This window comes from Clostridium putrefaciens (assembly GCF_900461105.1).
Lineage (GTDB): Bacteria > Bacillota > Clostridia > Clostridiales > Clostridiaceae > Clostridium_L > Clostridium_L putrefaciens.
This window is the reverse complement of the sequence record NZ_UFWZ01000001.1, coordinates 2,396,964-2,411,870: the sequence shown is the minus strand read 5'-3', so window position 1 is coordinate 2,411,870 and position 14,907 is coordinate 2,396,964. Positions and strand designations below refer to the sequence as shown.

The 14,907-nt window shown below is 29.5% G+C and carries 12 protein-coding genes; 8 read left to right on the top strand and 4 right to left on the bottom strand.

The features are described from left to right. Positions 1-36: 36 nt before the first annotated feature. On the bottom strand, positions 37-1,950 hold the full coding sequence (gene abc-f, locus DY168_RS10855) for a ribosomal protection-like ABC-F family protein (RefSeq protein WP_115641767.1): 1,914 nt from the start codon (positions 1,948-1,950) through the stop codon (positions 37-39). Positions 1,951-2,357: 407 nt separating this feature from the next. On the opposite strand from abc-f, the gene DY168_RS10850 reads away from it, so the two are divergent. The 5 genes from DY168_RS10850 (at position 2,358) to DY168_RS10830 (ending at position 8,783) form a co-directional block, all read left to right on the top strand. Beyond that, positions 2,358-2,981 carry a TetR/AcrR family transcriptional regulator gene (locus DY168_RS10850; protein ID WP_115641766.1) on the top strand — a complete coding sequence of 208 codons (624 nt, stop codon included), beginning with the start codon at positions 2,358-2,360 and terminating at the stop codon, positions 2,979-2,981. A 24-nt stretch (positions 2,982-3,005) separates the two neighbouring features. After that, positions 3,006-5,102: an efflux RND transporter permease subunit gene (locus DY168_RS10845; RefSeq protein ID WP_207658382.1), complete on the top strand. Its 2,097-nt coding sequence runs from the start codon at positions 3,006-3,008 to the stop codon at positions 5,100-5,102. Positions 5,103-5,122: 20 nt separating this feature from the next. Further along, positions 5,123-7,915: a hypothetical protein gene (locus DY168_RS10840; protein WP_115641765.1), complete on the top strand. Its 2,793-nt coding sequence runs from the start codon at positions 5,123-5,125 to the stop codon at positions 7,913-7,915. 274 nt (positions 7,916-8,189) lie between these two features. Next, positions 8,190-8,480 (top strand): DUF2325 domain-containing protein, encoded by a 291-nt coding sequence (locus tag DY168_RS10835; protein WP_029450944.1) that lies wholly within the window; start codon positions 8,190-8,192, stop codon positions 8,478-8,480. A gap of 27 nt (positions 8,481-8,507) precedes the next feature. Next, positions 8,508-8,783 carry a DUF3793 family protein gene (locus DY168_RS10830; RefSeq protein WP_115641764.1) on the top strand — a complete coding sequence of 92 codons (276 nt, stop codon included), beginning with the start codon at positions 8,508-8,510 and terminating at the stop codon, positions 8,781-8,783. A gap of 54 nt (positions 8,784-8,837) precedes the next feature. Here DY168_RS10830 and DY168_RS10825 read toward each other — a convergent pair whose 3' ends face one another. Then, positions 8,838-9,449 (bottom strand): hypothetical protein, encoded by a 612-nt coding sequence (locus DY168_RS10825; RefSeq protein WP_115641763.1) that lies wholly within the window; start codon positions 9,447-9,449, stop codon positions 8,838-8,840. Between the two features lie 139 nt (positions 9,450-9,588). On the opposite strand from DY168_RS10825, the gene DY168_RS10820 reads away from it, so the two are divergent. Next, entirely contained in the window at positions 9,589-10,890 is a 1,302-nt protein-coding gene (locus tag DY168_RS10820; RefSeq protein ID WP_115641762.1) for an aminotransferase class V-fold PLP-dependent enzyme, read from the top strand. Between the two features lie 71 nt (positions 10,891-10,961). Here the strand turns inward: DY168_RS10820 and DY168_RS10815 are convergent, their stop codons facing one another. Next, entirely contained in the window at positions 10,962-12,182 is a 1,221-nt protein-coding gene (locus tag DY168_RS10815; RefSeq protein ID WP_115641761.1) for a 6-phosphofructokinase, read from the bottom strand. Positions 12,183-12,480: 298 nt separating this feature from the next. Here DY168_RS10815 and DY168_RS10810 point away from each other — a divergent pair, with 298 nt between their 5' ends. After that, the gene (locus tag DY168_RS10810) at positions 12,481-13,035 is read left to right on the top strand and encodes a manganese efflux pump MntP (protein ID WP_115641760.1); all 555 of its coding nucleotides are present in this window, start codon (positions 12,481-12,483) and stop codon (positions 13,033-13,035) included. 156 nt (positions 13,036-13,191) lie between these two features. Beyond that, positions 13,192-14,427, top strand: coding sequence for an NCS2 family permease (locus DY168_RS10805; protein ID WP_115642481.1), 1,236 nt, complete (start codon positions 13,192-13,194; stop codon positions 14,425-14,427). A gap of 66 nt (positions 14,428-14,493) precedes the next feature. Here DY168_RS10805 and DY168_RS10800 read toward each other — a convergent pair whose 3' ends face one another. Next, positions 14,494-14,907, bottom strand: a complete 414-nt coding sequence (locus tag DY168_RS10800) for a Fur family transcriptional regulator (RefSeq protein WP_115641759.1) — start codon at positions 14,905-14,907, stop codon at positions 14,494-14,496.

The window sequence follows — 14,907 nt, the reverse complement described above, 5'->3', positions numbered from 1 at the left end:
AAGGTAAGTAAATGTAGAAAGCTGATATAGTAATTACTATATCAGCTTTTCCCATTCTTCATATAAAGTTTCTAATACTTTTTGTAGTTCTAGTAATTCTTTGTTAATAGATTCACTCTTTTCTGCATTTGAATAAACTTCTTCTAAACAAAGTAGTTCTTGAAGTTTTAGTATATTTGATTCACTAGATGAAATATCTTGTTCTAAAGATTTAAGTTTATTTTCTTCTTCTTTTGCTTTTTTATCTAAATTTCTTCTTTTGCGTTTTTCTTCAGATACCTGAGTTTTGCTTTTGTTTTGAAGTTCTTCTAATCCTTCATATCTAGAAGGATTCTTCTTCTTTTCTTGGAAGTAATTATAATTTCCAAGGTACTCTTTTACTCCATCTGAATTAAGTTCACAGATATTATTTATAACTTTATTTAAAAAGTATCTATCATGTGAAATAATAAGTAAGGTTCCATCGTAGTTATTTATAGCATCTTCTAAGGCTTCTCTTGACATAATATCTAAATGATTTGTAGGTTCATCTAATAATAGAAAATTAGATTTTGAAAGCATAAGCTTTAAAAGATTAATTCTACATTTTTCGCCACCGCTTAATTTGTTTATTTCCTTAAAAACATCATCACCAGTAAAAAGAAATGATGCCAAAGCATTTCTAACTTGAGTTGTTGTCATATGAGGATATTCATCCCAAATCTCATCAATAATTGTTTTGCTTTCATTTAAGTTAGATTGTTCCTGATCATAATAGCCAATGAATACATTTTTACCTAAGGTCTTTGTACCTTTATTAGGAGGTATGTCATCCATTATGATCTTAAAGAGGGTGGTTTTACCTCTTCCGTTTTCACCAATAAGGGCTATACGATCTCCTCTTTTTATATCAAGATTAACATCAGAGAAAAGTTGGTTTTCTCCGAAGTTTTTGCTTAAGTTTTCTATATATAATACATCATTTCCACTTTTTATTAAGGTTTCGAATTTAATTTTAGAAGCCTTTGAGTCTTTATCAGGGGTTTCTAGTCTTTCTATTTTAGCTAAGGCTTTTTCTCTACTTTCTGCTGCTCGGATACTTTTTTCACGATTAAAAGATTTATATTTTTCAATAATGTCCTCTTGTCTTTTAATTTCAATTTGTTGGAGATTATAAGCTTTTAGCTTTGTTTCAAATTCTTTTTTTCTAAGGTCTATATATTTTGAGTAATTTGCGTTATAACAATCTACGTGTCCATTAATAAGTTCAAAGGTGTGGGTAGTTATAGCATCTAAGAAAAACCTATCATGGGATATAATAATGATGGTTCCTTTATAGCCCTTCAAGTAATCTTCAAGCCACTCTATAGCATCTAAATCTAAATGATTTGTAGGCTCGTCTAGAAGTAATATTTCAGGCTTTGTAAGAAGAAGTTTACAAAGGGCGACCCTAGTTTTTTGACCACCGCTTAGAATAGTTATAGGCTTTTCATAGTCATCTTCGAAGAAGCCTAATCCTTTTAATATCCTATTAATATCACCTTTATATGTATATCCACCTTTATTATTATACAATTCAGTTAAAGTTGTATAGTCTTTTATAAGCTTATCATGATAGGCAGCTTTATTAGGATCATAGCCTTCATTTAACTTAAGTTCTAACTCTTTTAGTTTTTTTTCAATGGATAGTAGTTCACTAAAAACAGAAAGCATTTCTTCATAAATACTACTATTAGATCCTAGGGAAAGATGTTGGGAAAGGTAGCCTAGGGCTTTGTTTTTATCTATGAATATATCACCTGTATCATAAGAAAGCTCACCTGTTAATATTTTAAATAAGGTGGATTTACCAGCTCCGTTAGCACCTATAAAACCAACTTTATCTCCTTCATTTATAGAAAAATTTACTTTGTTTAATACTACATCTATACCATAACTTTTTGAAATATTTTTACAACCAATAACAATCATATTAATACCGCCTTGTTTTTTTATTATTGACTACATTATACTATATTATTATTTTTAATAACAAAAATAATAATATAATAACAAAAAATATATTTATTATTATAACATAGATCACTTATAAACATAATATTTAGTAATTAGAATGTGGTAAAGGTATACATTAATTTTCGGAAAACAAGTTATAAAATTATTAATTAAAAAGTTTGGTAAAATATATTGACTATTGGTCATTAAGGGATATAATAATATATGTTAGATAAATGACCGGTGGTCATTAAACTAAAAAGTTTATTTGAAATGTACAAAAGAAATAAGATAGAGATAAACAGTTTAGAAGGCTTTTTTATGAAAGAAGGAGTATAGAACATTATGGATATCACATAAAGATTATATCAGGAGTGGATAAGATGAATAAGGTAATTAAAAAGGATGAAACAAAAAGCAAGTCAGAAAGTAACAAAAGAATAAAAGAAAAAGATTTATATAGTGCGGCTTATGAACTTTTTACTACAAAGGGATTTCAAAATACTGCTATAGACGATATTGTTAAAAAGGCTGGAGTAGCAAAGGGAACATTTTACCTGTATTTTAAAGACAAATATGACATAATAAATAAAATTATACTTCAAAAGAGTTCTAGTGTTATAAAAGAGGCTATGGAAAAAACAGAAGAAAAGTCTTTTGACAACTTTATAGATATGTTTTTATTTCATGTGGATTATATAATAGAATACTTTAAAGAAAATAAACTTATGCTTAAGATTATAAATAAGAACTTTTCATGGGGTGTATATAGAAGAGCTATAATGAAGCCTGAACAACATGAAGAAATGAGACGAGTAGTAGATATATTTATAGTTAATATGGAGTTACGTGGTACTGATGAAAAAGAATCCGAAAAAATTCTATTTATGATTATAGAACTTATAGGAAGTGTTTGTTATAGCAGTATCATACTTGAAGAACCTTATGACATGGATACTATGAAACCTATTTTATTTAAAACCATAAAAAAAATGTTAGAAGTTTAAAGATAAAGAAAGGAATGAGGCAAAGTGAAGAAATTTGGTGCATTCATATCAAAGCATAGAAATATAGTGCTTATAGTAGCAATACTTTTATCAATTTTATCAGTTTTTGGTATGATAAATACAAAAATAAATTATGATGTTTTGACTTATTTACCACAAGATTTAGATTCTATGAAAGGTCAAAATATTTTGGATGATACATTTGCAAGTGCATCTTTATCTATGCTAATTATGGATGATGCAGAACCTAAAGAGGTATCTAGAATAAAAGAAAAGGTTCAAACAATTGATGGAGTAGAGAGTGTACTTTGGATAGATGATGTCCTAGATATATCTATTCCAAAGGAGATATTACCAGAGGATGTAAGGGGAGCGCTTTATAGCAAAGATTCTACAATGATGGTAATAAAGTATAAAGAGGGAAGTTCCTCAGAGGTTACACAAAAGGCTATAACAGATATAAGAAAAGTAATGGATGAAAAAAGCTTTCTAAGTGGATTATCAGCTATAGTAAAAGATACAAAGGACCTTTCGGATAAACAGACTCCTATTTATGTGTTAATTGCAGTAGTTTTATCTACAATAGTTTTAGCGCTTACTATGGAATCTGTAATTATACCATTTATATTTTTAGCCTCCATTGGATTTGCAATCTTATATAACTTTGGAAGTAATATATTCTTAGGTGAGGTTTCATATATAACAAAAGCCTTGGCAGCAGTACTCCAGTTAGGGGTAACTATGGACTATTCAATATTCTTATTGCACAGATATGAAGAAGAAAAGCTTAAAATAGAGGATAAAGAAGAAGCTATGGCAGAGGCAATAGCAAATACCATAGCAGCTATATCGGGAAGTTCTCTTACAACTATAGCCGGTTTCCTTGCACTTTGTGCTATGGAATTAGCTCTTGGAAAAGATATAGGAATTGTAATGGCTAAAGGAGTATTACTTGGAGTAATATGTACGGTAACTATTTTACCGGCCTTAGTTTTATACTTTGATAAAGCTATACACAGGTTCAATCATAAAACCATATTGCCTGAATTTACAAAGGTTGCAGATTATGTAACTAATCACTATAAGTTTATTGTTGTTATATTCGTTATAGCTTTTATACCAGCAATTTATGGAGCTAATAATGCAAAGGTGTATTACAACTTAGATGAGTCATTACCTAAAGACATGGAATCAGTGGTAGCTTTAAACAAGCTTAAGGAAGATTATAATATGACAACTACACATATGATAGTTGTAAAAGATGATTTGCCGCAGTACAAAAAGAAAGAAATGGCAGATCGAATAGAAAAGGTTGAAGGAATAGAAAAAGTTTTATCTTATGATAAATTAATAGGTGGATCAATTCCAGAAAGCTTTGTACCAGAAGATATAAAAGCAAACTTTAAAAAGGATGGATACAACTTAATAGTTGCAAATTCTATATATAAAGCAGCACAAGACGAAGAAAATGCTCAAGTGGATGAAATAATAAATATCGCAAAAGAGTATGATGGAAATGCTATGGTATCAGGCGAGGGACCTTTAACTAAAGACCTAATTCGGATAGCTGAGAGCGATTTTAAAAGAGTAAATGTAGTTTCAATTGCAGCTATATTTGCCATAATATTTGGAGTGTTTTTATCTTTTTCATTACCACTTATTTTAGTATTGTCAATTGAACTTGCTATATTTATAAATCTTGGAATTCCGTACTACACAGGTACAGCACTTCCTTTTATCTCAAATATAGTAATCGGAACTATACAGCTAGGAGCAACTGTAGACTACGCTATTTTACTTACATCTAGATTTAAAGAGGAAATTGGAAATGGATATGACAAGATAGAAGCTATGAAAATATCTGTACAAGGTTCAGCAAAATCTATAGTAACAAGTGCTCTTACATTTTTTGCAGCTACTGCAGGAGTAGCACTTATATCAGATATGGAACTTATAAAGAGTCTATGCTTTTTAATGGCTAGAGGAGCTATTATAAGTATGGTTGTAATAATATTTATATTACCATCAATATTAATAGTTTCAGAAAAGTTTATAGGGTTTACAACTAAAGGGTGGAAACAAAATAAAAATGAAAAAGAAAATGTTGAATTATCAGCTTAAATTTACAGGAGGTAAGTATAATGAAAAAAGATAAATTGAATTATATGTCAAAAACAATTATAAGTCTTGTTTTAGTGGCTTCAATAGTAAGCCCTAATTTAGTACAGGCATCGGAAGCAGTTAAGAAAGATGAATCAGTATATATAACATTAGATAAAGATGGAAATGTAAAAGATAAGATAGTAAGTGCTTGGATTCATAATCCAAACGGTGGTGATATAAAAGATAAGTCCAATTTAAAGGATATAAAAAATATAAAAGGTGAAGATAAACCAGATATAAGTGGAGAATCAATTACATGGAGATCTAAAGAAAATGATATCTTTTATCAAGGGAACTCTAATGAAGAGTTACCTTTAGAAATAACAATGGTATATTATTTAAATGGAGTAAGTATAAAACCAGAAGAATTAGCAGGGAAATCTGGTAAGGTAAAAATAAGCTTGGAAATAAAAAATAAAGAAGCTCATAAGGTTACTATTAATGGCAAAGAGAAAACAATATATACACCCTTCGCTACTGTAGCTTTATTAAATTTACCTATAGATAACTTCAAAAATATAAAGGTAAACTCTGGACAGATAGCTTCTGATGGAAATAACAATATAGTAACTTATATAGGGTTACCAGGATTAAAGGAGAGCTTAGGACTTAACACCATGGATATAGATCTTGGACTTGAAGATAAGCTTGAAATAGAATCTGATGTTGAAAACTTTAAGATGGGACCAGTAATGATAACAGCTACGCCAGATCTTCCAGAGATTGAAAAGTTAAAGAATTCTAAAGACCTTTCAGAACTAGTTGATGGAATAGATGAATTAAAAGATGCTAGTGGAAAGTTAAAAGAAGGTAGTGAAAAGCTATCAGAAGGAGAAAGCCTTTTTGCAGAAAAAATGGGCGATTTAGTGGTTGGCACTGATAAATTAAAGGATGGTAGTACTTCCCTAAGAAATGGAGCCTATGATTTAAAATCTGGCATAAATACTGCGGGAAAAGGTATTGGAATAATAAAAGGTGAAATGTCAAAAGGAGAAAATCAAAAAAAGATTGCATTAATAACAGAGGATAATAATGTTGAAAGAGAAAGAACATTAATTAATGATGCTTACTTTGCAAAAGATATTGATGTTTCAAGTGTTGGAGGTTTAGTACCTTTACTTAGTGAGGATAATATGAATCTTATGGGGAAGACGTTTATAGATTATAGGGCAGTTGGAATATCAAAAATGTTAGCAAATACCATGATTGAACAGTTAAAAGCATTATCAACACCAGAGAATATAAGTAATATTGAGGCTTTAATAAACACTACAGATAAGCTAAGTAGTGTAGATATAGATGCTGAAAAGTTACAACCATTACTAGAGGTTATGAAAAATGTAGATAAATTAGCACCGCTTATGGGAGAATTAAATTCATTAGCTACTATGGATATATCTGTGATAGATACACTATCACCTATATTTCAAAATGCTAGTGCAATTAACAATATATTAGATTCAGCAAAGGCTCTAGAAAAGGTAAATGGAGCAGAGATGAAAGGGATTTTAGAACAGCAAGAAGCTATGGCTAATAAATTTGTTGCAGATACAGAGGATCTAATTAAAGAAGAAAATGTTAATGCATTAAGGGAAGCAGTAAATAAAGCTTATCCTCTAGATAATCAACAAACAGCAAAGGTAAATAAACAGTTACAAGGATTGATTAGTGGATATAATGGTGCGGTGGTAGGAGTCAGAGATGGATTTATTAAATCCAAAGGCAGTATGGATAGTATGAAAGAAAGCTTAAAAACTTTAATAGCACTTCAACAAGCTCTTGGGCAAAATAAAGATGCTTTAGAAGCTATTTCAAAAGCTCTAAATCCAGAAACTATGAAGAGTATTAAGAAAATGACTGCTACATTAAAGGGCGCTCAATCTAAAATACAAGATCCTAATACACAGGTTATGTTAAAGGGATTAAATGAAGTATTAAACAATAAAGAGATTATGGGCGAACTTAATAAGGTAAATCAAATGCTTCCAGCTATACAAGGAATGAAGTCTACTTTAGATAAAAACAAACAAAATATAGCTATATCAAAGAAATTATTAGAAGCTAGCAAGCGTAAAGAATTTAAAGAAACAGTTGGTAATATATCAGTATTAGAAGAAGATATGAAAAATCTTCAACCTATAATAACAGCTATAGAAAAAAATATGACACCAGATATAATGGATAAGATATCTAAGTCACCTGAAAGTATAAATACCCTAATGACTATGCAAAAACATCTTAAAGATAGTGAAGATATACTTTCAATAATGAAGGAATCTTTAGAAGAAGATAATGTGAGTAAGGTAAGGGAGTCACTAGGTAAGCTTCCCCAATTGACTGGTGGAATAAAGCAACTAGAAGAGGGCGTAAATAGGCTATATGAGGGTACATCAGATTTGAATAATGGAGTTGAAGGATTAAACTTTGGAGCCGCACAACTAAAAGATGCTTCAAGTCAATTAGCAAATGGCGCTAAAGAATTAAAAGAGGGAATGGAAAAGTTTGATGAAGAAGGAGTAACAAAGCTTCATGATAAAGTAAGTGAAGGTGTAGCTGATATAGATGAGGTACTAGCATCTAAAGATGAAATTGTGAAGTTATCGGAAAACTACGGAACATTTTCAGGTATAGAAGAGGGCATGGAAGGTAAAGTTAAATTCATAATAAAGACTGAAGAAGTAAAAATACCAGAAGTGAAAATAGAACAAAAAGTTGAAGTTAAAGAAGAAAGGAAAGGTTTTATTAACTGGATAAAGAATATATTCAGTTAATAAAAAATCACCTAGGGAAGCTAAATTGGATTTTATACAAGCATTAAGATATTAATAAAAGATACTTGTTATGATATAAACTTAAGAAGACTTCTCAATTAATGAGAAGTCTTCTATTTTTTTTTAAAAATATATAACAATACTGTTTACAAAAAAAGAAAAATACTATACAATACGATTGAGAATGATTATTAATATTAATATTAACATGTAAAGATATAAAATATAATGTATAGAATTTAGTGTTAGAAAAAATATATAAGGAGTGATTATAATGAGTATACTAGTAATAGGCGGAGATAAGCTTGGAAATATTAAAGATTATTTAAGAGGAAATGGTTTTGAAACTATAAATCATATTACAGGAAGAAAAAAGGGTGATTTAAAATTAGATATACCTGTAAATACTGACCTTGTTTTAGTTTTAACAGATTTTATAGGACATCAATTAAGTAAGACCATAAAAGGAAGAGTAAAGGAAAATGATACTAACATAATATATTCAAGAAGATCTATTAGTTACTTAGATCAAAATATAAAGCAATTTTTAAAAAACAATCAATAAAAATATTAAAACAATTGGTTATATTAATTGAAGTTAGATTATTTGAAGTTAGATTATTTTAGATCAGGGAAGAAGAAAGGAGTATCTGTGATTATGATTTATAATAGAAGTAAACTTGAAGGTGTAATTTATAATGAAGAAGGTTTAGAGTCTTTGTTACAATATGGATATAATAAAGATATGAAGTTAAATGAAGTTTTATTTAAATTAAAACAACGATTTGCTTTTGTCTGTCTTCATGAGATAGGATTACCTTTAGGATATCCTATTTATTATGTAGTTATGAATTTAAATAAAAAGTAGAAGTTATAAAGTACACACTTTAAAACTTCTACCTTTTATTTTTATTTATATTAATTACTTATACATTAATGTGAGCTTTATCATATCTTTCATTATGTTCCTTGCAAGATTACAAGGCATATTATAGCACATTAGAGTTTTCAATATCATTGGATTATTACATTCTATCTTTCTTAGTATCTTTTCCACATTTTTATCCTTACTTCTAAAGTCATCGGAATAATTAACATCTTCAATTTCTCTACAGCCCTTTGTGCAAGCATCATGAGTTGGGATTTTATTTTCTACGTTTGGTGGTATGTTATAAGGAGAGCCCATCATAGGATTTAACATATTAGGATTACCCATCATATGCATAGGACACATCATATTAGGATTACCCATCATATGCATAGGGTGCATCATGCTCAGATGGCACATCATATCCATAGGCTGCATCATGCTCGGATGACACATCATATCCATAGGCTTCATGTTGCTTGGATGGCACATCATATCCATAGATTGCATCATATTAGGATTACACATCATACCAATAGAAGCTACTGAAGGATCTTCTAGGATTCTAGAGTCATTTTGCATATCAGAGAAAACATTTGTATCTTGAACCCAAGGGACAAAATTCATATCATCATCTTTTTCCATAAAGGAGTCTTTTTCACACATAAAATAATACCTCCATTTTTTAAACTACAATATATACTATGTGAAGATATATATATTGTTGCAGGTTAAAATAATATTAAAAGATAGTATCAAATTACAGTGTATATGAATATTAATAATATAAGAGGGAGGAATTTTTATGTTTATAGATTATAGGAATCTTTTTTCTGAAATAAATCATTATATTAAATTAGATAATGGTAAAGTAGTGAAAACTATAAATTTTGATAATGCAGCTACTACTCCTCCTTTTAAGTATGTAATGGATAATATACAATACTTTTCATCTTACTATGGTTCAGTTCATAGAGGGGTAGGTTATAAGTCTAATATTTGTTCAAATCTTTATGAAGAGTCTAGGGAAGCTATACTAAAATATTTTATGGCTCCTAATGATGAATATACTGTTATATTCACTAAAAATACTACAGAAGGTATAAATAAATTATCTAATAGGCTAATTTATAATAAAGATGATGTAGTGCTTTCTTCCTATATGGAACACCATTCTAATGATTTGCCATGGAGGGGGAAGTGCAACTTAGATTATATAGAGATAGATAGGGACGGAAGACTATCTCTAGAAAGTCTTTATCAGAAGCTTGAATACTATAATGGAAGGGTTAAATATGTAACATTAACTGGAGCATCAAATGTTACAGGATTTATTAATGATATATATATGATATCTGAAATATGTCATAACTATGGAGCAGAAATTATAGTAGATGGAGCTCAGATGGTGCCTCATAAAAAGATATGTATTAAAAATGATAATAGAGCAGCTGCTATAGATTATTTGGTGTTTTCTGCACATAAGATGTATGCTCCCTTTGGTATAGGCGTTATTATAGGTAAAAAGAAAGCTTTTGATGCAGGAGATCCAGATTGTAAAGGTGGAGGTACAGTGAAGTTTGTTACCAAGGAGGAAGTAATATGGGAGGATGTGCCTTTGAAGGAGGAAGCAGGTACACCAAATTTTATGGGGGTTGTTGCGCTTATATCTTCATTAAAGGTTATGGAGTATCTAGATATTGATATTATAGAAAGACATGAAAGAGAGCTAACAGCATATTTGCTTTATAATTTAAATAAGAGAGAGTATATAAGTATATATGGAAGCACTAAAATGGATAAAGATAGATTAGGCATAGTAAGCTTTAATATGAAAGGACTTCATCATGAAAAGGTAGCAGAAATGCTATATAAATATTATGGAATTGAAGTTAGATCAGGGTGTTTTTGTGCTCAACCCTATGTACAAAGACTTCTTAAAATATCACAAAAGGAGATAGAATACTATAAAAATAACTTGAATTATCCAAAGCCAGGAATGGTTAGAGTGAGTTTTGGAATATACAACACAAAAGAAGAAGTGGATTATTTTATATCAGCGCTAGATTATATTAATGGTAGGTATAATTACTTTAATAAGTTTTAAGTTTCAGGTGGGATTTAAGCCCATCTGAAACTTGAAATATTTATAAATTATTTATTAAAAACATTTATAAGTTATTTATTAAAAATATGATAGCTTGGTATACAATTATTATATATTAATTCTACATTACCAGAAATAAGAGGATTCGCGTAGGTGTAAAATAGCTCATTTACACCATTGCCTTCTTTGTTGATCCAATCTCTAGGTATGTATTTAACATTATTAGCTACAGTGGATGCTTTTATAGGAAAGGTTTCAGTTGAATAAGTGCTACCATCTATTCTCTTAATTCCAACCATATATCCCGATATACCATCTTTTGCAAATCTAAGAGCAGCAGCACCAGAAGCATAGGCCTCCTCCACATCTATAGAAGAAGATACATGCATTGCACATCTTTGCAGTACACCTAGTTCTAATGATTTAACCCTAGTTGTTATATTATTATCTAAAATTAAATTCCTTAGATAATTTCCTACACCTCCTAATTGAGCATGTCCAAAATTATCATGGCATCCTGTAGATTGAAGGGTAGATAAGAAGTTTCCACTATTATCCTTTAAGCCTTCAGAGGCTACTATATATACATGATTTTGTTTTTTGAACTTTTCGCTAACATCATTTATAAAGGTATCAGCATTAAAGGCTATTTCAGGAAGATATATAAAATCAGCTATAGGTTTATTGTTAAGTTTTGCTAAAGAAGCACTAGCAGCAAGCCATCCTGCATCTCTTCCCATAGTTTCTAATATAAATATACCGTTATTTATATAAACAGAAGAATCTAAGTATGTTTCTAAAGCTACTGTGGATATAAACTTTGCAGCACTTCCAAAACCAGGAGTGTGATCTGTTATTGGAAGGTCATTATCTATAGTTTTAGGTATACCCATTATTTTAACATCTAAATTTTTGATTTCCGCATACTTACTAAGTTTTGACACCGTATCCATAGAGTCATTTCCACCTATGTAAAAGAAGGCTTTAATGTCTAATTTATGAAATATATCAAAAATTTTAATATATTCGCTTTCATCGTTATTATAATCTTTCATTTTATATCTACAAGAACCTAAGCCGGAAGAAGGGGTAAGTTTAAAGGTTTCTAATACATTTTTATCACAAATTGATAAATTTATTATATTTTCATTTAGTATTCCCTCGATACCATTTAGTCCTCCGTACACTGTATTAAATATGTTTAACTTAGTATTTTCATCCACAAGACCTACAACGCTTGAATTTATAACAGAAGTAGGACCTCCAGATTGAGCAATAAGGCAATTACACATTATAATTATCTCCTTTACATATATGTTATATACTATATAAGTCATTATGACTCATTATGAGTCGTTATGAGTATAAAGTATTCATCAATTAATAATATATAATATATAATCAGAAAAATAAAGGCTTTTAACTAAATATATAAGTAAGTAATAGCATTATATGCTTAATGTTAAAATTAATAGAATCTTAATATTGATTTAAAAAAGTTTACTCTTTTCAATATGATAGTTGAATATATTAACAAGTGATGCAGTATATATTAATTATCACTATTAACATGTTTGAAAGGAGACTAATATGACGTTTTTATCTATATTTGTAGTTGCTATTGCATTGTCTTTAGATGCCTTTGGAGTAGCACTAAGTATAGGACTTAATTCAAATGTTAAGTTTAGGAATAAGTTATGCTTTTGTATGTCCTTTTCATTTTTTCAAACCTTATTTATGTTGATTGGCTCCTTTGGAAGCCTTATATTTAGTCAGTATGTAAATTATACTTCTAGTATACTAGGAGGGATTATAGTAGCTATACTTGGTATAACAATGATAATAGAAGGTATGGAAGATAAAAAAACATATATATTTTTAAAGCCAAAGATGTGTATATTATTGGGGGTATCTGTAAGCATAGATGCTTTAGTTATAGGATTTACCTTTTTTGAGACAATAACTAGCTTAATATTACTTATTAAAATAAGTTTGTTTATAGGGATGGTAACTTGTACTCTTACAATTATAGCATTTATAATAAGCAAGTTTTTTAGAAGGATAGAATTTATATGTAAGTATGCAGATTATATCGGAGGCATAATATTAATTATATTAGGATTGAAATTAATATTTTCGAGGTAAATAATTACTTTGATTTTATAATATTATTTGTTATAATATTAGTGCAATTACACATAATAAGTGTAAACGTGGGAGGGAGAGGGAAAGACATGAAGAGGAAAAAAATTGAATAAATTATTTGACTTAGATATTAATGAAACCACAAGAAAAAAGGAAATGTTAGCAGGGCTTACATCATTTTTTGCTGCTGCTTACATAATAGCGGTTAATCCAGCTATACTAGCAGATGCTGGAATACCTATGGAAGCGGCGGTTATAGCTACAGTGTTATCTACTTTTGTTGGATGTTTACTGTCCGCATTTTGGGGAAAGTCACCAATGATATTGGTACCTGGTATGGGGGTTAACGCTATGTTTTCTTACACCATAGTTAAAACTATGGGATTAACCTGGGAACAAGCATTGGCATCGGTGTTTATTGCAGGAATTTTGTTCGCTGTGGTAGCCTTTACAAAACTTGGTGAGATACTAACAAAATCAATTCCAATATCATTAAAAGAAGCTATAACTGTAGGAATAGGTCTTATGATAACCTTTATAGGACTTCAAAAGAGCGGAATAATAGTTTCAAATGAAACAACATTTGTAGCACTTGGAAGTCTTAGTGATCCGGCAGTTTATGTAACTCTTATAACCCTTATAATCACATTGGTGTTGTTTGTGAAGAATGTTCAAGGTAACTTTCTTATAAGTATGTTTTTAGGAGTACTTCTTTCAGCGGCATTTGGATTAATTGATTTATCACAGATTTCTTTTACGGGGTTTTCCATTGGAGGATATAAGGAAGTAATAGGCCATATGGATTTTAGTAATATATTTTCAAGTTCATTTATTGTGTCAACATTTTCTATATTATTGGTGCTTGTATTTGAAAACCTTGGATTAATCCATGGACAGATAAATGTAATGCTAGATAAACCTGAAAAGTTTAAAAGATCATTTCAAGCTACGGCTATGTCAGTTATTAATTGTGCTATAGTTGGAACAAGTCCAACAGTAGTATCAATTGAAGGTGCTGCAGGACTTGCTGCAGGTGGTAAGAGTGGGCTTACATCATTTACAGCAGGAATACTATTTTTGCTATCTATAATATTTATGCCTATAATTAAAATTATACCTAATAGCGCTATAGCTCCTATTTTGATAATAATAGGTAGTTTAATGATTAAAAACGCATTAAATATAGATTTTAATGATTTTACAGAAGGATTTCCAGCTTTTTTGATTATTGCTATGATACCGCTTACCTTTAGTATAGTAGATGGTATGGCTTTTGGATTTGTGGCGTACCCTATAGTGAAATTAGCTAGTAAAAGGCATAAAGAAATATCAGTTCCTATGTATATAATATCATTTATGTTTTTAATTAACTTCATACTACATGCTATTTAATGTAATGATAATATATATTTAAAATCAAAAAAAGATCGCATTTAAAATGTGATCTTTTTTGCTTTATTATTTATGTTTTTTACAATCCTTACAAATACCCTTCATCTTTAGTTCGTGTTCCACTAATGTGAATCCTGTTTTGTTTTTTACAAGCTCTTCAATTTGTTGCATTGGACATTGTAGTTCTATCTCTTTATGACAAAGACTACATTCTAGCAAATGCTTGTGATTATGCTTCTTTAAGGTGTAATTATATGTACCTTCACCAAGATCATATTTTTCTACAAGACTTTTTTCCTCAAATAAATCTAAGCTTCGGTACACTGTTGATAAGTTTATACTTATATTAGATTCTAAACATTTGTTATGGATATATTCTGCAGTTATTCCACAATCACAGTTAGATATTATATTGTAAATTATAATTCGTGCTTTAGTAGCTTTTATAGTCTTGTTTTTTAATAAATCCATTGTATTCAT

Bases quoted from the DNA above. Each gene is read 5' to 3' on its own strand.
- abc-f (WP_115641767.1), bottom strand. From the start codon at position 1,950: ATGATTGTTATTGGTTGTAAAAATATTTCAAAAAGTTATGGTATAGAT.
- DY168_RS10850 (WP_115641766.1), top strand. From the start codon at position 2,358: ATGAATAAGGTAATTAAAAAGGATGAAACAAAAAGCAAGTCAGAAAGT.
- DY168_RS10840 (WP_115641765.1), top strand. From the start codon at position 5,123: ATGAAAAAAGATAAATTGAATTATATGTCAAAAACAATTATAAGTCTT.
- DY168_RS10835 (WP_029450944.1), top strand. From the start codon at position 8,190: ATGAGTATACTAGTAATAGGCGGAGATAAGCTTGGAAATATTAAAGAT.
- DY168_RS10825 (WP_115641763.1), bottom strand. From the start codon at position 9,449: ATGTGTGAAAAAGACTCCTTTATGGAAAAAGATGATGATATGAATTTT.
- DY168_RS10820 (WP_115641762.1), top strand. From the start codon at position 9,589: ATGTTTATAGATTATAGGAATCTTTTTTCTGAAATAAATCATTATATT.
- DY168_RS10815 (WP_115641761.1), bottom strand. From the start codon at position 12,182: ATGTGTAATTGCCTTATTGCTCAATCTGGAGGTCCTACTTCTGTTATA.
- DY168_RS10810 (WP_115641760.1), top strand. From the start codon at position 12,481: ATGACGTTTTTATCTATATTTGTAGTTGCTATTGCATTGTCTTTAGAT.
- DY168_RS10805 (WP_115642481.1), top strand. From the start codon at position 13,192: ATGTTAGCAGGGCTTACATCATTTTTTGCTGCTGCTTACATAATAGCG.
- DY168_RS10800 (WP_115641759.1), bottom strand. From the start codon at position 14,907: ATGAATACAATGGATTTATTAAAAAACAAGACTATAAAAGCTACTAAA.